A 20,567-nucleotide genomic window follows, 5' to 3' on the forward strand; every position below is an offset into this window, starting at 1 on the left:
CGCTTCCTCTCGTCCGGACGGGACGAGGCGACATCCATTCCGATCCCCTTGATATACGAAGGAAAACTTGGGAATGCAGGCGGTTTTCGACGGCCACAACGATGTACTTTTGCGCCTCTGGCAGCATGCGCGCGGCGGTGCCGATCCGGTCGTGGAGTTTCTGGAGGGCACGGACAAGGGCCACATCGATGCAGGGCGCGCCAAGGCGGGAGGGCTTTCAGGCGGACTTTGTGCGATTTACGTTCCATCCGGCGATCTCGTACTCAAGACACCGGATGAGAATGGCCATTACGCGACGCCTATGGCGGCGCCGCTCGACCACCTGCCATCGCTCGCAACCGCCATGGAACTTGCCGATATTGCAATCAAGCTCGACCGTGCCGGCGCCTGGCGGCTTTGTCGTTCCGTTGGCGAGATACGTGCGGCGATGGCGGTCGAGGTGTTCGCTGCCGTCCTGCACATGGAGGGCTGCGAGGCGATCGGACCCGATCTTGCCGCGCTCGAGACGTTCCACGCCGCGGGGCTTCGTTCACTGGGTCCCGTTTGGAGCCGTCACAACGTGTTCGGTCACGGCGTTCCCTTCGCCTATCCGATGTCGCCTGACACGGGTCCAGGCCTGACAGAAGCCGGCTTCGAGCTCGTGCGCGCCTGCAATCGGCTCGGCATTCTGATCGATCTGGCTCACATCACGGAGCAAGGCTTCTGGGACGTCGCCAAGACGACCGACCAACCGCTGGTCGCCAGCCACTCCAATGCTCATGCGCTGACGCCCGTCGCGCGCAATTTGACCGACAGGCAGCTCGATGCGATCAGAGAGAGCCGCGGGCTCGTCGGCCTCAATTACGCGACGACGATGCTGCGCCCGGACGGGCAGGAAAACGCGTCGACCCTGCTTTCCGACATGGTGCGCCATGTCGACTATCTCGTCGAGCGCCTTGGCGTCGATTGCGTGGCACTTGGATCGGACTTCGACGGCGCGACCATCCCGGAGGAAATTGCCGACGCCGCGGGAAATCAGAAGCTCGTTGCCGCGCTGATGGACGCCGGATATGGTGACGCCGAACTGGCGAAAATATGCCGGGAGAACTGGTTGAGAGTTCTGGGACAGGCCTGGCACGAGCCCGCCTGATCATCATGAAGAAGAGCCCGAGAAGGGTTAAAAGAGGGAAGCGCAATATGATGCACAAGCTCAATGGACGTTTTCGAATTCTCGCCGCCTCGGCGGCCCTCGCCATGGCGATGGGCGCGGCTCAGCCGGCCTTCGCGGAAACGCCGAAGGACACGCTGGTCGAGGGTTTCGCATTCGACGACATCATCACCATGGATCCCGGCGAAGCCTTCGAGCTTTCGACCGCCGAGATGACGAGCAATACCTACAGCCTGCTCGTGAGGCTCGATCTCAACGATACCTCCAAGGTCGTAGGCGATCTTGCGGAAAGCTGGACGGTCTCGGATGACGGCCTGACCTATACGTTCAAGCTCAAGCCGGGAATGAAATTCGCATCCGGCAATCCGATCACCGCCGAGGACGTCGCCTATTCGTTCGAACGTGCCGTCAAGCTCGACAAGAGCCCGGCCTTCATCCTCACCCAGTTCGGCCTTACCGGGGACAATGTCACGGAAAAGGCGAAGGCCGCCGACCCGGAGACCTTTGTTTTCACGGTCGACCAGCCCTACGCGCCGAGTTTCGTCTTGAACTGTCTGACCGCGACGGTTGCTTCCGTAGTCGACAAGAAGCTCGTGCTCGAACATGTGAAATCCGTGTCGCCGAGCGACGAGTACAAGTATGACAACGACTTCGGCAATGAGTGGCTGAAGACCGGTTATGCCGGTTCCGGTCCGTTCAAGCTGCGCGAGTGGCGCGCCAATGAAGTCGTGGTGCTGGAACGCAACGACAATTATTATGGCGAACCGGCGAAACTCGCCCGCGTCATCTACCGTCACATGAAGGAAAGCTCGGGTCAGCGGCTCGCGCTTGAAGCCGGCGACATCGATGTCGCGCGCAACCTCGAGCCCGGCGACTACGACGCAGTCGGCAAGAATGCCGATCTGGCGACGGCCAGCGCCCCGAAGGGAACGGTCTACTATATCAGCCTCAATCAGAAGAACGAAAAGCTCGCAAAACCCGAGGTACAGCAGGCGTTCAAGTATCTTGTCGATTACGACGCGATTGGCTCGACCCTGATCAAGGGCATCGGCGAGATTCACCAGAGCTTCCTGCCGAAGGGTGTGCTGGGTGCCGTCGACGAGAACCCCTACACCTTCGACGTAGCCAAGGCGAAGGAACTGCTGGCGAAGGCCGGCTATCCGGACGGCTTCACCGTTACGATGGATGTGCGTAATACCCAGCCGGTCACCGGCATTGCCGAATCCTTCCAGCAGACGCTGGGGCAGGCGGGCGTGAAGCTCGAAATTATTCCAGGAGACGGCAAGCAGACCCTGACCAAGTACCGCGCCCGCAATCACGACATGTATATCGGCCAGTGGGGCATGGATTATTTCGATCCGCACTCCAATGCCGATACCTTCACCAACAATCCGGACAATTCCGACGAAGGCACGAACAAGACGCTCGCCTGGCGCAACGCCTGGGACGTTCCGGAACTCAGCAAGAAGACCAAGGACGCGCTCCTCGAACGCGACAGCACAAAGCGCGCCGAGATCTACAAGGAGCTGCAGAAAACGGTGCTCGAGGACAGTCCTTTCGTCGTCATCTTCCAGCAGACAGAGGTCGCCGGGTTGCGCGGCATTGTCGAGGGCTTCAAGCTCGGGCCGAGCTTCGACACCAACTACGTCTGGAACGTCTCCAAGGAATAGTCGAAAGGACCGTTCCCTTGAGCATCATCGGAACAGAACCAATGAGCGGGCGCCGGCGCGCCCGTTCCCGGAAGGCGTTTGTCGCCGCGCTGCAGTTTCTCGTCGTCGTGGCAACCACCTATCTCGGCCTTCTCGCCGTCACCTTTTTCATCGGCCGCGTCATCCCGATCGATCCGGTGCTTGCCGTGCTCGGCGACCGCGCGCCGAATCATGTCGTCGAGCGCACACGTGAGGCGATGGGTCTCAACCTGCCTCTCTACCAGCAGTTCTTCATCTACTGCCGGCAAGCATTCACCGGCGATTTCGGGACTTCGGTGCTGACCACGAACCCGGTCATGGCGGACATACGCCGCGTCTTTCCGGCGACCATGGAACTCGCGACGCTTGGAACGCTGATCGGTGCATTCATCGGCGTGCCTCTCGGCGTTCTCGCCGCTGTCAAACGCGGCAGTATCGTCGACCAGATCGTTCGCGTCATCGGCCTCGTCGGCTATTCCGTGCCGATCTTCTGGCTGGCACTCCTGGCGCTGCTGGTCTTCTATGCCCGGCTTCAATGGGTCGCCTATCCCGGCCGCATCGACATCGTCTACGAATACAGCTTCACGCCCGCCACCGGTTTCTACCTCCTCGACTCGGCCTGGCAGGGGCAATGGGACGTTTTCCGCGACGTCTTCCGCCACATCATCCTGCCGGCCTCGCTGCTCGGTTACTTTTCGCTCGCCTATATCAGCCGCATGACCCGCAGCTTTATGCTGAACGAGCTGCAGCAGGAATATATCGTCGCGGCACGCGCCAAAGGCCTTTCGGAGGCGCGAATCATCTGGTCTCATGCGCTACGCAACGCAGCGGTGCCGCTGGTGACGGTGATCGCCTTGTCCTATGCCGGTCTCCTCGAAGGGTCGGTTCTGACCGAGACGGTGTTCGCCTGGCCGGGGCTCGGCCTCTACATCACCAATTCGTTGCAGAATGCCGATATGAACGCCGTTCTCGGCGGCACGATCATCATCGGATCGGTCTTCATCGGCATCAACCTCCTGTCCGATCTTCTCTACCGGACGCTGGACCCGAGGACGCGCGCCCGATGAGTCTTGCCCCCGTAACACGCCCCCCCGAAACACCCCCCGAAACACGCCCGATGTCGCGGCGCGAATGGCTGCTTTCCGACCGCCCCCAGTCGCGGACCCAGGCCCGGCTCGGCCGCGCCTATATGACCTGGCGGCGCTTCTCCGCCAACCGGCTTGCGGTGCTCGGCCTGTGCATTCTGCTGGCGCTGATCTTCGTTGCCATCTTTGCCGATGCACTGGCGCCCTATAATCCGGTCATCGGAAATCTTGCCGGCGCGCGGCTTCTTCCACCCGGCAGCGAAGGCTACCTGCTCGGCACGGATGATCAGGGCCGTGATATTTTGTCCCGGCTGATCCACGGCTCGCGGCTGACGCTCCTCGTCGTCCTGCTCGTCGCAATCATCGCGGCTCCGGTCGGGCTGATCGTCGGCGCCGTCGCGGGCTATGCCGGCGGTTGGATCGACGCGGTCCTCATGCGCATCACCGATATCTTCCTCGCCTTTCCGAAACTCGTCCTGGCGCTCGCCTTCGTCGCGGCGCTCGGGCCGGGGATCGAGAATGCTGTCATCGCGATCGCCATCACCTCCTGGCCGCCCTATGCGCGCATCGCACGGGCCGAAACGCTGACGGTTCGCCATTCCGATTATATCGCCGCGGTGCGGCTGATGGGAGCATCGCCCCTGCGCATTATCTTCCGCCATGTCATGCCGATGTGCATGTCGTCGCTCATCGTACGCGTGACGCTCGACATGGCCGGCATCATCCTGACGGCGGCGGGACTCGGCTTCCTCGGTCTCGGCGCCCAGCCGCCGCTGCCGGAATGGGGCGCCATGATCGCCTCCGGCCGGCGCTTCATCCTTGATCAATGGTGGGTTGCGACCATGCCCGGGATCGCCATTCTGATCGTAAGCCTCGGCTTCAACCTGCTCGGAGACGGCCTGCGCGACGCGCTGGATCCGCGGGAGAGCGGCCAATGAGTCCGCTTCTGACTGTCGAGGATCTCCGGGTGCGGTTCCCGACACGCACCGGTGTCGTGGAGGCGGTGCGCGGCGTTTCCTTTACGCTGGGGCGCGAGCGCCTGGGCATCGTCGGTGAAAGCGGCTCCGGTAAATCGCAGACGGGCCGCGCCATCATGGGACTGACCCCGCCGCACGCGGAAGTAACGGCGAAGCGGCTCGCCTTCGAAGGGATCGATCTTCTTTCAGCCTCCCCGAAACGCCGGCGGGACTTGCGCGGCAAGCGCATCGCCATGATATTGCAGGATCCGAAATATTCATTGAATCCGGTGATGAGCATCGGACGGCAGATCGTCGAGACGTTGAAGCGACACGAGAAGATCGGCCGTGCGGAGGCGCGGGAGAGGGCGCTCGAAATGCTTGCGGCGGTGCAGATCCGTGATGCTTCCCGCGTCTTCGATCTTTATCCGCACGAGGTGTCGGGCGGAATGGGGCAACGGGCGATGATCGCTATGATGCTCGTTGCCGGACCGGAACTCCTGATCGCGGACGAGCCGACCTCGGCGCTCGACGTGACGGTTCAGCTCGAGGTGCTGTCAATCCTCGACCGGCTGGTGGCGGAGCGCGGCATGGGACTGATTTTCGTCTCGCATGACCTGCGCCTCGTTTCGTCCTTCTGCGACCGCGTTCTCGTGATGTATGCGGGAAAGATCGTCGAGGAGATCGCCGCATCGGAGCTCGGCAAGGCAAAGCACCCCTATACCCAGGGTCTGCTGAACTGCATGCCGGTGATCGGGGCGGATCGTCATCCATTGCCGGTGCTCGACCGCAAGCCGGAGTGGGCACTATGACCGAGGCCGTATCCGTCGAAAATCTGAGCGTCGTCTTCGACGAGTTCAAAGCACTCGATGCCGTCAGCGTGGATGTAGGGAAGGGGAAATCCTTCGGGCTCGTCGGCGAGTCCGGCTCGGGAAAGTCCACCCTGTTGCGCGCCGTCGCCGGCCTCACTGGCGCAAGCAAAGGCGCGATCCGCGTTTCGGGCCGCGAGGTTCGTGGGACGCGTCGTGACAAGGCCTTTTATCGGGCGGTGCAAATGGTGTTCCAGGATCCTTACGGTTCGCTGCATCCGCGCCAGACGGTCGACCGGCAGCTGATGGAGCCTCTGGCGATCCACGGTATCGGCGACAGCGAGCGCCGCATCCTGAAGGCCCTGGACGAGGTGGGCCTTGGTTCAAGTTTCCGCTTCCGCTATCCGCATCAGCTCTCCGGCGGACAGCGCCAGCGCATCGCGATCGCACGCGCGCTTATCCTGGAGCCCTCGATCCTGCTCCTGGACGAGCCGACCTCGGCGCTCGATGCGTCCGTGCAGGCGGAAGTGCTCAACCTCCTCGAAGAGGTGCGGCGCGACCGCGGCCTGACCTTCATCATGGTGAGCCACGATCTCGGCGTCGTCACCCATATGTGCGAACGGCTGGCCGTCATGCAGAACGGCCGCGTGGTGGAGCGGCTTACCTCGGCGGATCTGGTGGCCGGGCGTATCGCGGAGGCGTATACGCGCAATCTCATGGTCGCGAGCAAAGGGTTCAGGCGGGAAGCGGTGGCGCAAAGCGGGTAGGGCAATACCCCCTCTGCCCTGCCGGGCAGAGGGGGTATTGCCGCCATCCTCACGCGAATTGCGCGCTACCCGCCGGCAGCTTGTCCCGTCCGATCAGCGCCCCATGATGCCCGATCACCGCCGCGGCGACTCGGGCGGCGAACGCCGCGGCGGCCGCCGGACTGTCGCCGCTGGCAAGACGGGCGAGGAAGGAGCCGTTGAAGCTGTCGCCGGCGCTTGTCGTGTCGACGACGGCGGAAACCTGCGAGGCGGGAACATGAACGCGCTCATCTCCGGCGAAGCTCAGCGCCACGCGGTTCGCTCCGTCTTTGACAACGACGTTTTCGGCGCCCAGTGACCGATAGCGTTCGATCGTCGCTTCGACGGATGCGTCGCCGAAATGCGTCGCCTCGTCGTCATAGCTGGGCATAACCATGGTTGCGGACCGCGCACCGGCTTCGATCGTCGCGCGCATCCGAGCGGCGTCGTCCCAAAGGCGCGGGCGGATGTTCGGGTCGAAGACCACGTTCCTGCCGCCAGCCTTTGCCCGCCGAAGCTCGGCCAGCAATGTCTCTGCTGCTAGGGGCGAGAGGATCGCCAGCGTAATCCCGGAGAAAAATACGACGTTCACCGCCTCGATTGCCGCCCGGAGCCGGTCGGGGTCGTCGGCGAGCAATTTCGCCGCCGAGGCCGAGCGCCAATAGGAGAAGCTGCGCTCGCCGTCCTTGAGATGGATCATGTAAAGACCGGGCATCCGCCCTTCGATCTTTCGGATGTGAGAGGTGCCCACGCCGGTGCTTTCGATGAAGGTCAGGAGTTCCTGCGACACGATATCGGTTCCGACGGCCGTAAAATAATCGACCGTCCAGTCCGCCGGCAGGAAGAGGCGCGCGTAATAGGCTGTATTGAAGCTATCGCCTGCATAGCCTTTCCGCAGCATGCCGCCTTCCGCCTGCATGAGCTCCACCATGCACTCGCCAATCGAAAGCATCTTCCCTGCCATTCACTCCTCCCATTTTTGCTGATCCGAATTAAGCCGATGTCGCCGAGCGAGCAAGCGAATGTTGGGGGCGGCGTTTACTCGAAGCGGCGGTGAAGATAAATCTGAATTGCTGAACCAAACACGGAGACCTGCGCATGGCGGCCCCATCGGAATCGGATGACAACTGGTGGCGCGGAGCGGTCATCTATCAGGTCTATCCGCGATCTTTCCAGGACACCGACGGCGACGGAATGGGTGACCTTCGCGGCGTTACCCGGCGGCTTCCGCATATCGCCTCGCTCGGTGTCGATGCCATCTGGCTCTCGCCTTTCTTCACCTCGCCCCAAGCGGACATGGGCTATGACGTTTCGGATTATTGCGACGTCGATCCGATGTTCGGCACGCTCGACGATTTCGACGAGATGATGGCGGAAGCCCATCGGCTGGGACTCAAGGTGATTATCGACCAGGTGATCTCGCACACATCCGACCGGCATCCCTGGTTCATGGAGAGCCGTTCGAGCAGGACGAATGCCAAGGCGGACTGGTATGTATGGGCCGACCCGAAACCGGACGGCACGGCGCCGAACAACTGGCTTTCAATCTTCGGCGGCCCGGGCTGGGAGTGGGATGGGGTCCGCAGGCAATATTACCTGCACAATTTCCTTTCGTCGCAGCCCGATCTCAATTTCCATAACCCTGAAGTTCAGGAAGCTGTGCTGGCGACGGTCCGCTTCTGGCTGGACCGAGGCGTGGACGGTTTCAGGCTCGATACGGCGAACTTCTATTTCCACGATCGGCTTTTGCGGGACAACCCGCCGCTGGTGCCGGATCCGGACGCGACGAGCCGCGACGCGCCAGAGGTCAATCCTTACGGCATGCAGAACCACCTCTATGACAAGACGCAGCCGGAAAACATCGATTTCCTGCGCCGGTTCCGGGCGCTGCTCGATGAATATGGCGGCCGCGCGACGGTGGGCGAAATCGGCGACGGATCACGCTCGCTGCAGACGGTTGCCGCCTATACGAGTGGCGGCGACAAGCTGCACATGTGCTACACATTCGACCTGCTCGGACCGGAATTCACCGCGCGTCACATCCGCCGCTGCGTTGAGAGTTTCCAGGCAACGGTGGCCGACGGCTGGGTCTGCTGGGCCTTTTCCAATCACGACGTCATGCGCCATGTCAGCCGCTTTGCGTTGCGCGAGGCCGACCGTGCGCGCGTGGCGAAGCTCGCGATTTCGTTGCTGGCCACTCTGCGGGGCACCATCTGCCTTTACCAGGGGGAGGAATTGGGATTGCCGGAAGCCGACCTTGCCTTCGAAGAACTGCGCGATCCATACGGAATCCGCTTCTGGCCCGCCTTTGCCGGACGCGACGGATGCCGGACGCCGATGGTATGGGGAAGTGAACTGAAGAATGCCGGCTTTTCCGACGGCGTTCCCTGGCTGCCGGTGCGCGAAGGGCACCGGACGCTGGCGGTGGACGCGCAGGATGGTGTCGAGGGTTCCGTGCTCGAGCACTATCGAGACACCCTTGAATTCCGCCGGAGGCGGCCGGCGCTCGTCGATGGAGACATGGCGTTCCTCGGCACCAACCAGGATATTCTGGTCTTCACGCGGGAGAAAGACGGCGATCGGCTGCTGTTCGTCTTCAACCTGACGCCGGAACCGCAGACGTTTCAGCTTCCGGCAACGCTCGTGGCCGAGCCGCTGCCGATGCCCGGATTCGCGCCGCCTTTCGCGGACAATGCGATCACGCTTGCTGCGCTCGACGTTTTCTGCGGCAGGCTGCGTTAGGTCATCAGGTCAGGCTCTGTCGTGCGGGCTTTCATGCTCTGAAACACGATCAGGTTGGGCGCATTGCGGTTCGGGTCTCTCGAAACTGGCGGATCACCTTTTCTTGGGAAGGTGAGAACGCCACGAATGTTGAAATGAAGGACTACCATGGCAACCGATACGCAGCGCCATCCATCCATCGGGCCTGCCCATCCGGGTGAGATGCTGGGTGAGATCATGATACCCGCCACTGGCAGGAGCAAGGCGGAGATCGCACGCCGGCTCGGCGTCTCCCGGTCTACCCTCTACGATATTCTGAACCAGAAGCAGCCGGTGACTCCTGCAATTGCAGTGCGTCTGGGTAAGCTTTTTGGAGATGGGCCCGGCATCAGGATGCAGGCGGCTTACGACACATGGCACGCTGGCGTGAGATCGACGTCAGCGGCATTGAGACCTTGGGTCGACCTACTGCATGTTTCCTTTAATCGGATCCGATTGAAGGACAAAAACATGCAGCAGATCAAAGTGCTACAGCGGCCTTTGTGCGTCTGATAAGACGCACGGCGCTGTAGAGCATTTCCGCTTTTCTCCGTATCGCGGAAACTCTGCAGCCCCTTGTTTGGCGCAATTCCGGACGGAAAAGCGCTTCGCATCCCGCGCGAGATTGCTGCGCCCCTTCCTCTAACTTCACCCGATCAGCATAAATCTGTCCACATCCACGAGCCCGCGATCCGAAATCTTCAGGTGGGGGATCACCGGCAACGGCAGGAAGGCGAGTTGCAGGAATGGTTCTTCCAGCGTGGCACCGAGGGCGAAGGCGGCCTGACGCAGATGGTGAAGCGTATCCCGGACGCTCTCATAGGGTTCGAGACTCATGAGGCCGGCGACGGGCAGGGCGATCTCGCCAGTGACTTTGCCATCCTCGACGACGACGAAGCCGCCCTTGATTTCGCTTAATCGGTTGACTGCGAGCGCCATGTCTTCGTCGCCGGCCCCCACGACGCAGATGTTGTGGCTGTCATGGCCGACCGTGGACGCTATCGCACCCTTCTTGAGGCCGAAGCCCTGGACGAAGCCGTTGGCATGATTGCCGTTGACGCCGTGGCGCTCGATCACGGCGACCTTGATGATGTCACGGTCGAGATCGACACCCGTTTGATTGCCTTCGGCGGGTAGCCGGTAGCGGCGGTGTTCGGTGATGATCTTGCCGGGCAGAACGCCCAGAACCGGGGTCTCTCCTTCGTTGTAGGGGAGACCGAAATCGGCTGCCCGGACCTTGCGTGCCTTGACGCTGTCGAGCCCCACCGGCTCTACCGGCCGGCGTTCTGCGAAGAGAGCATCCGTGACGCGCCGTCCGGCGGAAAAGACGATTCCCGCCCTGCAGTCTTCCAGGCTGTCGATAACGACGAGGTCGGCGCGCCAGCCCGGAGCGACGAGGCCGCGATCGCGAAGGCCGAAGGCGCGTGCGGCTGAAATCGAAGCGGCGCGATAGATGGCGAGCGGCTCGACGCCGGCCGCGATTGCGGTGCGGATCATGTGATCGAGGTGGCCCTGTTCGGCAATGTCGAGCGGGTTGCGGTCGTCCGTGCAGAGCGCCAGATAGGGTGAGAGCCGCTCGGTGATGAGAGGCATAAGCGCTTGCAAATCCTTCGAGACGGAACCTTCGCGCACAAGGATGTGCATGCCCTTGCGTATTTTCTCGAGTGCTTCCCCCGCGCTTGTGCATTCATGATCTGTGCGGATTCCGGTCGCGAGATAACCGTTCAGTTCCTTTCCGCGAAGGAGGGGGGCATGGCCGTCGATATGCCCATCCTGGAAGGCATCGAGTTTTGCAAGGCAAATCGGATCCTTGTTGACGACACCCGGAAAATTCATGAACTCGGCAAGCCCGATCACCTTCGGGTGGTTGCGAAAGGGGATAAGGCGCTCCACCGGTAGGTCGGCGCCCGAGGTTTCGAGATGCGTAGCCGGCACGCAGGAGGAGAGTTGGACGCGGATGTCCATGATCGTCTCCATGGCCGAATCCAGGAAATACTGGATGCCTTCGGTGCCGAGCACATTGGCGATCTCGTGCGGATCGCAGATCGCAGTGGTGACACCAAGCGGCAGCACGCAGCGGTCGAACTCGTGCGGCGTCACCAGCGACGATTCGATGTGGAGATGCGTATCGATGAAGCCCGGCACGATGACGCGGCCGGTGACGTCGATCTCCTCGCGGCCCTGATAGTCGCCGCAGGTGCCGACGATACGCCCACCCGAGATGGCGATGTCGGAGGCAACGAGTTCCCCCGTGACGAGATCGAAGAACCGCCCGCCCTTGAGCACGATTTCCGCCGGCCCGCGGCCCACGCCCTGATCTATGAGACGCTCCAGCGCTTCGGACATCTATGCACCTCGCACTTGATCCTGATCATGACAATAACCCTCTCCCCGCGGTCGGGGAAAGGGCCTCGCACATGGCAGGAAACGCTTCAGATATTGTTCTTCAGCACGTCGCGTAGCTTGTCGAAAAGCTCGTCGATCTGCTGTTTTTCGATGATCAGCGGCGGTGACAGCGCAATGATGTCGCCTGTGGTGCGGATCAGAAGGCCCTTCTCATAGGCCTTCAGGAAAGCGGAAAAGGCGCGCTTCGTCGGCTCTCCGGCGATCGGCTCGAGCTCGATCGCGCCGATCAGTCCGATATTGCGGATGTCGATGACATGGGGGCAGTCCTTCAGCGCGTGCAACGCCTCCTCCCAATAGGAAGCAAGCTCGGCGGCGCGCGTCAGAAGGCCTTCCTCCTTGTAGGTGTCCAGCGTTCCGAGTGCTGCTGCCGAGGCGATCGGGTTGCCGGAATAGGTATAGCCGTGGAAGAACTCGATCAGGTGCTCCGGACCGGTCATGAAGGCGTCGTGGATTTCCGATGTCACGAAGACCGCGCCCATCGGGATGACGCCGTTGGTGAGGCCCTTGGCGGTGGTAATGATGTCCGGCTTGACGTCGAAATATTGCGCGGCAAAGGGCGTGCCGAGCCGGCCATAGCCGGTGATCACCTCGTCGAAGATCAGCAGGATGCCATGTTTGGTGCAGATTTCGCGCAGTTTCTGAAGATAGCCCTTCGGCGGGATGAGAACGCCGGTCGAGCCGGCCACGGGTTCAACGATGACCGCCGCGACCGTCGAGGCGTCATGAAGCGTGACGATGCGCTCGAGTTCGGCGGCGAGATCGGCGCCGTGCTCGGGCTCGCCGCGGCTGAAGGCGTTTTTGGCTGGCAAATGCGTGTGCGGAAGGTGATCGACGCCCGTCAGCAGCGTGCCGAACATCTTGCGATTGGCGACGATCCCGCCAACCGAAATGCCGCCGAAGTTGACGCCATGATAGCCGCGCTCGCGGCCGATGAGGCGGAAGCGCGAGCCGTTGCCCTTGGCGCGGTGATAAGCGAGCGCGACCTTCAGCGCGGTATCGACCGATTCCGAGCCTGAATTGGTGTAGAGAACGTGGTTCATGCCTTCGGGCGCGATATCGACCAGCCGGTTTGCGAGTTCGAATGCCTTGGGGTGACCGAGCTGAAAGGCCGGCGCGTAGTCCAGTTCGCCCGCCTGCTCGCGGATCGCTTCGGTGATTTTCGGCCGACAATGGCCGGCATTGACGCACCAGAGTCCGGCTGTACCATCGAGAACCGTCCGTCCGTCATGGGTGGTGTAGTACATGTCCTTGGCGCCAACGAAGAGCCGCGGCTCCTTCTTGAACTGCCGGTTGGCCGTGAAGGGCATCCAGAATGCGCGCAAATCATTCGGCGTCGTATTCAGGCGGTTGGACATGTCTCATCTCCTCCTCGATTCGTGGCGATGCTGGCCTCCGCCAGAACGTAGCACCGATTCAATATCCTGCCACCGCCGGATCGCAGAAATGCGGTAAACGGAACCTTCGAGTGGGCATCCAAGCCGGCCCCTCGTGCCCAGGCGTGCTGCGTCGCTCCCCTCATGCTTGAATGCCACGCCGGTTGAACGAGTCACGACGGTAAAAAAAATCGATTTGCAAATCGATTTTTTTGCGTAATGTTGGCGTCCATGAGCACAATCGCAAAAGTGGCAGCAAGGGCTGGCGTGTCGCCGACGACGGTTTCTCACGTGATCAATCATAGCGATCGCGTGTCGAAACCCCTGCGCGAGCGCGTCGAGGCGGCGATCAAGGATCTCGGTTACAAACCCAATCCGCAGGCGCAGAGCCTGCGGACGGGGCGCACCAATATCGTCGCAATGCTGATCCCCGACATCCGCAACCCGTTTTATCCGGAGCTCGTCAAGGCAGCGCAGTCGGAGCTTGAAGTTGCCGGTCTGGACATGCTGATCTTCAACACCGACGTTCCGGGCGGTCAGTCCCAGGATCATGGGCGCGAATACCTGCGCCAGATCGGCAACAAGCGCGTCGATGGTCTCATCGTCGGCGACTTTGCCCTGCACGGCATGCATGACGCGCTGATGCGCGTCGAGACGCCGACCGTCTTCATTGGCAACCTGCCGAATCACGCCGTGGATTGCGTCCGGATCGACGATTTCGGCGGCGGCTACCAGATGGGTGCTTACCTGGCCGGGAAGGGCCATCGGCGCATTGCCCATGTAACCGGTCCGTCATTCTTCGCCGAAGCGATGTCGCGGGCGGATGGCTTCGAACAGGGATTGGCCGACCATGGTGCAACGCCCGATCCCGGTTTGCGCTTCGAGGGCAGCTATCTTGCGCCTTCCGGCAAGGCAGCCGCCGAATGGCTGCTTGCCGGACACGGCGGTGATCTGCCGTCGGCAGTCTTCTTCGGCAACTATCTGATGGCAGCTGGCGCTTTGGCCGAGTTCTACGACCGCGGCATTCGCATACCCGACGATTTCAAGGTCGCAGTATTCGGCGATCAGCCGCAGCTCGAATATGTCCGGCCGCGGCTGACCCGCGTCGGCAACGCGCCGGCCGAACTGGCGCGCCGCGCAACTCGCATGCTGCTCGAACGGATCAACGGAACCTATGAGGGAGAGCCGAGAAGCGAGGTCGTTTCATGCGTGCTGCGGGAGTTCGAGACAGCGTGACATCGCTCAAGTGAGGCGGCCCTGAGGAGAGGGCCTGAACAAGTGTGAGAGGGAGGTACCAATGAAGAATAGATCCAACCTTGTTGCGGCATCCGGCAAGTCGCGCCGGGAATTTCTCCGCAACGGCGCAACCTTCGCCGCCGCCGGACTGGCCGGCGGCCTGAGCGGCTTTCCGTTCATCAACCGGCTGCCGGTGCGTGCCCAGGACGCCCCGTTGAAGTTCTGGCAATTTTACGCGCCCGGCGGCCAGGTGAAGCCGCAGGTCGAATGGTTCGAGAAAACCGTCGCCGATTGGAACGCAACGCACGACCAGAAGGTCGAGCTCGAATTCATCCCGAACAAGGAATACATCAACGGTCCGAAGCTCGCGACCGCCTTCGCCTCCGGTGACGGGCCGGACATCTTCATCATCTCGCCCGGCGACTTCCTGCGCTATTACAATGGCGGGGTTCTGCAAGATCTGACGCCCTATATCGACGAGAAGGCCCGGGCCGATTTCCCGGAAAGCGTGCTTGCGAACCGTATGGTCGACGGCAAGATCTTCGGCCTTCCGATGGAAGTCGAGCCGATGGCGATGTTCTACTCCATCAAGGCCTTTGAGGATGCCGGCCTCAATGAGAATGACGTGCCGAAGACCTGGGACGAACTGTTGGAACTGGGCAAGAAACTGACCACGCCGGAACGTTATGGCCTGCTGTTCCAGACCGCGCCGGGCTATTACCAGAACTTCACCTGGTATCCCTTCCTCTGGCAGGGCGGCGGCGAATTCCAGAACGCCGAGGGAAAAAGCGCGTTCGACTCGCCCGCGACCGTGCAGGCGCTGAAGCTCTGGCAGGATGCCGTGAATTCGGGCGCCGCACCCCGGCAGGTACTCGGCAACGGCGCCAACGACAGTGTCGCCAATCTCGCCTCCGGCTATTGCGCGATCCAGAATGTCGGTATCTGGGCCATTTCCCAATTGAAGAACAACGCCAAGGACTTCCCCTACGGCGTGTTCCGCTTGCCGACGCCGGCGAATGGCAAGTACGTCACAGTCGGCGGCGGATGGGCTTTCGTCGCCAATTCCAAAGGCAAGAACCCGGAAGCTGCCGGGCAGTTCTGCGCCTGGGCGCTGGCATCGATGGATCAAGGCTCGATCGATCGTGTCGCGAGCTGGTGCACCGAAGCGAAATCCGACATGCCCCCGCGCGACAGCGCTCTGAAAGCACGTGAAGCGGCATTCAGCGAAGGCATAATCGGCCAGTTCGCCAAAGAGATTCACCCGGGTACGCGCGCCGAGCCGCGGGTGCCGCCGGAAGTCTACAAGATCATCTCGGACGCCGTACAACAGGCCATGCTCGGTGGCGCCGACCCGCAGGCGACCGCGACCACGGCCTCGCAGCGGCTCGACGCCTACCTGGCCTCCTATTCCGGCGCGCCGATTCTTTAATCCTCCCCGGGGGCGGCCGCTCCGGTTTTCAAACCCGGCGGCCGCCCAGCACGTCCAGGAAAGCGCACGAGGCTTTCCATCCGGACGTGTGCATTTTCAAAAAGGTTAGAGAAGCGGTGCGAGAATAGCCATGAGCACGTCAGTCCGTCCCAAAACAAAATTCAGGCACAGCCGCCTGTCGGCCCGAAATCGCGAATGGATCGCCGGCTACCTTTTCGTGCTGCCCGACGCGCTCGGCCTGCTGGTTTTTCTCGGCCTGCCGATGCTCCTGTCGCTGGTGCTCGGGCTCTACGACGTCGACGGTTTCGGAGCCTACCGTTTCGTTGGAATGGCCAACTACACGAAAATGATGCGTGACCCGCTGTTCTGGCAGTCCGCCAAGGTGACCGCGCTTTACGCGCTCATGCTGGTGCCGCTTCTCTATGTCTGCGGCCTGAGTTTGGCGCTGCTTGTTCAGAAAACCAACCGCTTCAACGGCGTCATCCGCTCGATGTTCTTCGCCCCACATATGGTCAGCCTCATCGTGGTGGCTCTGGTCTGGCAGTTCCTCGTCGTCGACAAGATTGGCGTCCTCAGCCGCCTCACGCCGGCTCTGGGACTCGGGGGCATCTCTTTCCTGGGTGATCCCGACTATGCACTCTTTACCGTCGTGGCGGTCAGCGTCTGGTTCCTGATGGGCTACTACATGCTGATCTTCCTCGGCGGGCTGCAGGACATTCCGGCCATGTATTACGAGGCGGCGACCATGGATGGCGCCGGACCGATCGCAAAATTCTGGTACATCACCCTGCCGCTGCTTAAGCCCACGAGCTTCTTCGTGATCATGATCTCCATGGTGGCGGCCGTGGCAGGATCACAGGCCTTCGACATCATCTGGGTCATGACGGGCGGCGGTCCCGCCAATTCCACCTCGGTACTGATCGTCTATATCTACCAGCAGGCCTTTAGTTTCGGAGCGTTCGGCTATGCAGCGGCCATGGCCTCGATCCTGGTGATTTCGCTGATGGCCATGACCGGCCTGATGTTCCTGCTGACCCGCGGAGGCCGCTTCAGCTATGAGTAAACCGTCTCTCTATTTCAGTAATTCGCAGGTAACCGCCGTCCGCTTGATCTGGATGACGGTGGCGGCCATCCTCGCGCTAATGACGGTCTTCCCTTTGTTGTGGATGGTCTCGATCGCCTTCAAGGGCGCTCAGGAGTCGTTTTCTCCGGCGCTGCTGCCGTCGGCGCCGACCTGGTCGAACTTCGTCTATGTGCTGACCGAGGTGCCGTTCATCCGCTATATGCTGAACAGCCTTTTCGTGTCGGTCACCGTCACGGTGGTGGCGCTGTTCTTCCATTCGATGGCGGGTTACGCGCTGGCCAGGCTGCGCTTCCCGGGCCGGGAACTGATCTTCCTCGCCATCTTCTCGACTCTGCTCGTGTCGCTGCCGGTCGTCATCGTGCCGCTGTTCATCATCGTGCGCGCCATGGGCATGCTGAACACCTATGGCGGGATCATCATTCCGTCGATCTTCAACGCCTTCGGCATCTTCCTGCTCAGGCAATATTATCTGTCCTTGCCGCGTGAAATCGAGGAGGCGGCCGTGATGGACGGCGCCGGATACTGGCGCATCTATTGGAGCGTCATCCTGCCTCTGTCCAAGCCAATTCTGTCGGCACTGGCCATCCTGTTCTTTCTCGCCAACTGGAATGCCTTTCTGTGGCCGCTGACGGTCGCATCCGACCAGAAATTCTGGGTCGTGCAGGTCGGTATCGCCAACTTCAAGAGCGAGTATTCGGCGGCCTGGAACTACATGTTGGCGGCTTCGACGATCGTTGCCATCCCCACCCTCGTCCTGTTCCTGGTCTTCCAACGGCAGATCATGGACTCGATAAAGACAAGCGGTCTGAAATGACAACCCAAAACGCCAGGGATCAAAGAATGAACAATGCCGGCCTTTCACCGTTGCGCGGTCTCGCAAAGCTGCGCGATGCAAAGACGAGACGATTCTCGAGTTATGACCGGACAGGCGGCAATGACGACCGGTTGCATATCGAGCCGGGCCAGACGGTCACCATCGCTGAATATGCGGGCGCGGGCATCGTCACCCATATCTGGGTCACGATCCAATGCGAAAGCGAAAGTTACCTTCGCAAGGCTGTCTTGCGCGCCTGGTGGGACGGCGAGGGCGCGCCCAGCATCGAGGCGCCGATCGGCGACTTTTTCGGCATGGGGAATGCGCGCACAGGAAACTATGCCAGCTTGCCGATGCAGGCGAGCCCGGAAGACGGCAAGGCCTTCAATTGCTACTTCCCGATGCCGTTCGGCTCGGGCATGAAATTCACCATCACCAATGAAGCCGAGCACGATCTGCTCTTTTATTACTATATCGACCTCGAGCTGCATGATGAGCTGGAAGAGGACCTCGGCCGCTTTCATGCGCAATACCGCCAGGAACGGCCCGAAAACTTCGACGAGGCCGGGCTGACGAATGAGCAGGTGCTGTTCGGCGGCGAGAATGTCGACGGCAAGGGCAACTACGTCATCCTCGACGCTGCCGGTCACGGCCACTATGTCGGCGTGCTCTACAGCGTCTACTCACACCGCCGCTCCGAGGTATGGGACTGGTACGGCGAGGGCGACGATATGATCTACGTTGACGGCGAGCCGGGCATTTCGGTCCCGGACGGCATCCGTAAGCCGGATCCCCGCATCGGTCCGAAAGCGGCGCTGATCGAAGATCGGCCGGAATCCGCGCCCGGAGCCAACGACGCCTGGCCACCGACGCTGCACGGCACCGGCACGGAAGACTATTTCAACACCGCATGGTGTCCGACGCAGGACTATGACGCCCCCTACCACGGCATCATCTCCGCCGGCGGTCCGAACTGGACCGAGCCGGTGACCCTCTATCGCTGGCACATCGAGGACCCGGTGATTTTCCATAAGAACATCCGGGTGACGATCGAGCATGGTCACGCCAACAGACGCGCCGACGATATGTCCTCCGTTGCCTTCTGGTATCAGGCCGAGCCGCACAAGCCGTTCGGCGCTTTCCCCAAGGTCGAGGACCGGATTCCAACCTTTCGCCGCCCCTACCACAATTGGTCGGCGGTCGAAGCCAGGACGAGGCGCTGAATCATGGCTCGGGTAGAAATCGAAAACATCACCAAGCGTTATGGACATCTGGAAGTCGTTCATGGCGTCTCAGCCTGCATAGAAGACGGCGAGTTCGTCATTCTGGTCGGGCCGTCCGGCTGCGGAAAATCCACCCTGCTCAGGATGATCGCCGGGCTGGAACATATATCCGACGGCACGATCAGCATCGACGGCGAGGTCGTCAACGATGTCGCTCCCAAGGACCGCAACATCGCGATGGTGTTCCAGAACTACGCGCTTTATCCGCATATGACGGTGGCGCAGAACATGGCCTTCTCGCTGAAGCTCTCCGGGCTGGGCAAGGACGAGACCCGGGACAAGGTCGGCAATGCGGCGCGAATCCTCGGCCTCGAGAAGCTGCTCGATCGCTATCCCGGTCAGCTCTCCGGCGGCCAGCGGCAGCGTGTGGCCATGGGTCGCGCGATCGTCCGCGACCCGGAGGTGTTCCTCTTCGATGAGCCGCTGTCGAATCTCGACGCCAAGCTGCGCGTGCAGATGCGCGCCGAAATCAAATCGCTGCACCAGCGGCTGAAGACCACCACGATCTATGTCACCCACGACCAGGTCGAGGCGATGACCATGGCCGACCGTATCGTCGTCATGCGCGACGGCCTGATAGAGCAGGTCGGCTCGCCGCTCGACCTCTATGACGAACCGGCCAACCTCTTCGTCGCCGGCTTCATCGGAAGCCCGACGATGAACTTCATTGAAGGCGCCATGGAAGCCGATATATTTCGTGGAACGGGAGGAATCGAATGCCATTCGAACCTGCCGGCGGCCTTCCACGGAGCGCTTGTTGCCGGCATCAGGCCCGACAAGATCAAACTCGGCAAAAGCGGTGGTCCTTTTGAGGTTCTGGTCGTCGAGCCCACGGGCGCCGAAACACAAGTCGTCGTTCAATCAGGAGACCTGCAACTGGTTGCGCTGGTTCAGGGGCGCGTAACCTACAGGCCCGGCGAAAGCGTGGGGGTAACGCTCGACGAAACGGCAGTGCATTTTTTCGACGCCAGGACCGAGCAGAGGATCGAGCACCTGGATCGCAACCTTGGCAGCGTTTCTCGGCAGTAACTCAGTCTTCCTCCAGGAATCCCGGGGACACGCCAAACCGGATCACGATGATCCAGGTCGGATCGACCTAGATCATGAACGTGATCGTTTCCAATGCGTCAGAGCGGGGTGCGGTGGGAAGACGGGACAGCCTTTTCTTCATCCCGGCCGAGGCGAAACGATCCACCTTTCACGGCCTCGACCACTGCGGCCAAGGTGTCTTCGCGCTTATGTCCGTCGGTCGGAAGAACGTGCCGCTCGAGCGCTCCCAGCGACGAGAGCTGTCGATGCAGCGCCGTGATGGGTTCGGGATCGGTCAACGTTTCGCCGCCGCGCTGCTGGCAACGCCGGATCGCGACATGGAGTGGTGGACGCAGAACGATGTAGTGGATCGGAGCCGCCATCCTCCTGAATGGCTCCAGGAACCAGGGTCCGATGATGCCGTCTACGATGACGAAGTAACCACCATCGGCGTAAGCCGCGGCGGCTTTCGTCAACACATCGACGACCACGGTGTTTTGTTTATGGGCTTCAGCCAGATAAGGCGGTATCGCCCCATTCTTGATGAAATGCCAGAAGTCGTCGCAGTGAAGGTGGACCTTGGGTAATCCCGGCGCTGCGGCAAGCGCCTGCGCCGTCGTGGTTTTTCCCGAGCCGGGCGGCCCGGTGAGGATGAGAACTTCGCCCGAATCGTTCATAGCGCC

At 61.5% G+C, this 20,567-nt stretch carries 17 protein-coding genes and 1 pseudogene; 14 read left to right on the plus strand and 4 right to left on the minus strand.

The window, feature by feature from the left end; genetic code table 11:
• Positions 1 to 73 precede the first annotated feature (73 nt).
• From FB009_RS12560 to FB009_RS12585, 6 genes are read left to right on the plus strand one after another with little or no spacing between them, the layout of a single operon-like run.
• Positions 74 to 1,129: a dipeptidase gene (locus tag FB009_RS12560; protein WP_024310732.1), complete on the plus strand. Its 1,056-nt coding sequence runs from the start codon at positions 74 to 76 to the stop codon at positions 1,127 to 1,129.
• 47 nt (positions 1,130 to 1,176) lie between these two features.
• Positions 1,177 to 2,817 (plus strand): ABC transporter substrate-binding protein, encoded by a 1,641-nt coding sequence (locus FB009_RS12565; protein WP_012066549.1) that lies wholly within the window; start codon positions 1,177 to 1,179, stop codon positions 2,815 to 2,817.
• 41 nt (positions 2,818 to 2,858) lie between these two features.
• A complete protein-coding gene (locus FB009_RS12570) occupies positions 2,859 to 3,902 on the plus strand; it encodes an ABC transporter permease (protein WP_012066548.1) in 1,044 nt (347 codons plus the stop codon).
• Complete coding sequence (locus tag FB009_RS12575; RefSeq protein ID WP_012066547.1) at positions 3,899 to 4,858, plus strand: ABC transporter permease; 960 nt, start codon at positions 3,899 to 3,901, stop codon at positions 4,856 to 4,858. Before FB009_RS12570 ends, FB009_RS12575 begins: the two co-directional genes overlap by 4 nt.
• Complete coding sequence (locus tag FB009_RS12580; protein WP_012066546.1) at positions 4,855 to 5,688, plus strand: ABC transporter ATP-binding protein; 834 nt, start codon at positions 4,855 to 4,857, stop codon at positions 5,686 to 5,688. Before FB009_RS12575 ends, FB009_RS12580 begins: the two co-directional genes overlap by 4 nt.
• Entirely contained in the window at positions 5,685 to 6,452 is a 768-nt protein-coding gene (locus FB009_RS12585; RefSeq protein WP_012066545.1) for an ABC transporter ATP-binding protein, read from the plus strand. Before FB009_RS12580 ends, FB009_RS12585 begins: the two co-directional genes overlap by 4 nt.
• Before the next feature lie 49 nt (positions 6,453 to 6,501).
• Here the strand turns inward: FB009_RS12585 and FB009_RS12590 are convergent, their stop codons facing one another.
• On the minus strand, positions 6,502 to 7,434 hold the full coding sequence (locus FB009_RS12590; RefSeq protein ID WP_012066544.1) for a sugar kinase: 933 nt from the start codon (positions 7,432 to 7,434) through the stop codon (positions 6,502 to 6,504).
• Between the two features lie 134 nt (positions 7,435 to 7,568).
• Here FB009_RS12590 and bglA point away from each other — a divergent pair, with 134 nt between their 5' ends.
• Positions 7,569 to 9,212 carry a beta-galactosidase BglA gene (bglA, locus tag FB009_RS12595; protein ID WP_012066543.1) on the plus strand — a complete coding sequence of 548 codons (1,644 nt, stop codon included), beginning with the start codon at positions 7,569 to 7,571 and terminating at the stop codon, positions 9,210 to 9,212.
• Between the two features lie 147 nt (positions 9,213 to 9,359).
• A pseudogene (locus FB009_RS12600) lies at positions 9,360 to 9,676 on the plus strand (HigA family addiction module antitoxin).
• Between the two features lie 202 nt (positions 9,677 to 9,878).
• Here the strand turns inward: FB009_RS12600 and ade are convergent.
• Both ade and FB009_RS12610 read right to left on the minus strand, forming a co-directional pair.
• Positions 9,879 to 11,576, minus strand: a complete 1,698-nt coding sequence (ade, locus tag FB009_RS12605) for an adenine deaminase (RefSeq protein WP_012066541.1) — start codon at positions 11,574 to 11,576, stop codon at positions 9,879 to 9,881.
• An 86-nt stretch (positions 11,577 to 11,662) separates the two neighbouring features.
• On the minus strand, positions 11,663 to 12,991 hold the full coding sequence (locus tag FB009_RS12610; protein WP_012066540.1) for an aspartate aminotransferase family protein: 1,329 nt from the start codon (positions 12,989 to 12,991) through the stop codon (positions 11,663 to 11,665).
• A gap of 249 nt (positions 12,992 to 13,240) precedes the next feature.
• Here FB009_RS12610 and FB009_RS12615 point away from each other — a divergent pair, with 249 nt between their 5' ends.
• The 6 genes from FB009_RS12615 (at position 13,241) to FB009_RS12640 (ending at position 19,884) form a co-directional block, all read left to right on the plus strand.
• Entirely contained in the window at positions 13,241 to 14,245 is a 1,005-nt protein-coding gene (locus tag FB009_RS12615; protein WP_012066539.1) for a LacI family DNA-binding transcriptional regulator, read from the plus strand.
• A gap of 61 nt (positions 14,246 to 14,306) precedes the next feature.
• A complete protein-coding gene (locus FB009_RS12620; protein WP_127581857.1) occupies positions 14,307 to 15,674 on the plus strand; it encodes an ABC transporter substrate-binding protein in 1,368 nt (455 codons plus the stop codon).
• Positions 15,675 to 15,804: 130 nt separating this feature from the next.
• Positions 15,805 to 16,737, plus strand: coding sequence for a carbohydrate ABC transporter permease (locus FB009_RS12625; protein WP_012066537.1), 933 nt, complete (start codon positions 15,805 to 15,807; stop codon positions 16,735 to 16,737).
• Positions 16,730 to 17,572: a carbohydrate ABC transporter permease gene (locus FB009_RS12630; RefSeq protein ID WP_012066536.1), complete on the plus strand. Its 843-nt coding sequence runs from the start codon at positions 16,730 to 16,732 to the stop codon at positions 17,570 to 17,572. The genes FB009_RS12625 and FB009_RS12630 overlap by 8 nt, the downstream gene beginning before the upstream one ends.
• A 26-nt stretch (positions 17,573 to 17,598) precedes the next feature.
• Complete coding sequence (locus FB009_RS12635) at positions 17,599 to 18,795, plus strand: glycoside hydrolase family 172 protein (RefSeq protein WP_102045248.1); 1,197 nt, start codon at positions 17,599 to 17,601, stop codon at positions 18,793 to 18,795.
• Between the two features lie 3 nt (positions 18,796 to 18,798).
• Positions 18,799 to 19,884 (plus strand): ABC transporter ATP-binding protein, encoded by a 1,086-nt coding sequence (locus FB009_RS12640; RefSeq protein ID WP_127581860.1) that lies wholly within the window; start codon positions 18,799 to 18,801, stop codon positions 19,882 to 19,884.
• 98 nt (positions 19,885 to 19,982) lie between these two features.
• Here the strand turns inward: FB009_RS12640 and FB009_RS12645 are convergent, their stop codons facing one another.
• Positions 19,983 to 20,561, minus strand: a complete 579-nt coding sequence (locus FB009_RS12645) for an AAA family ATPase (RefSeq protein ID WP_012066533.1) — start codon at positions 20,559 to 20,561, stop codon at positions 19,983 to 19,985.
• Positions 20,562 to 20,567: the final 6 nt, after the last annotated feature.

It is taken from the genome of Sinorhizobium medicae (genome assembly GCF_007827695.1).
Taxonomy (GTDB): Bacteria; Pseudomonadota; Alphaproteobacteria; order Rhizobiales; family Rhizobiaceae; genus Sinorhizobium; species Sinorhizobium medicae.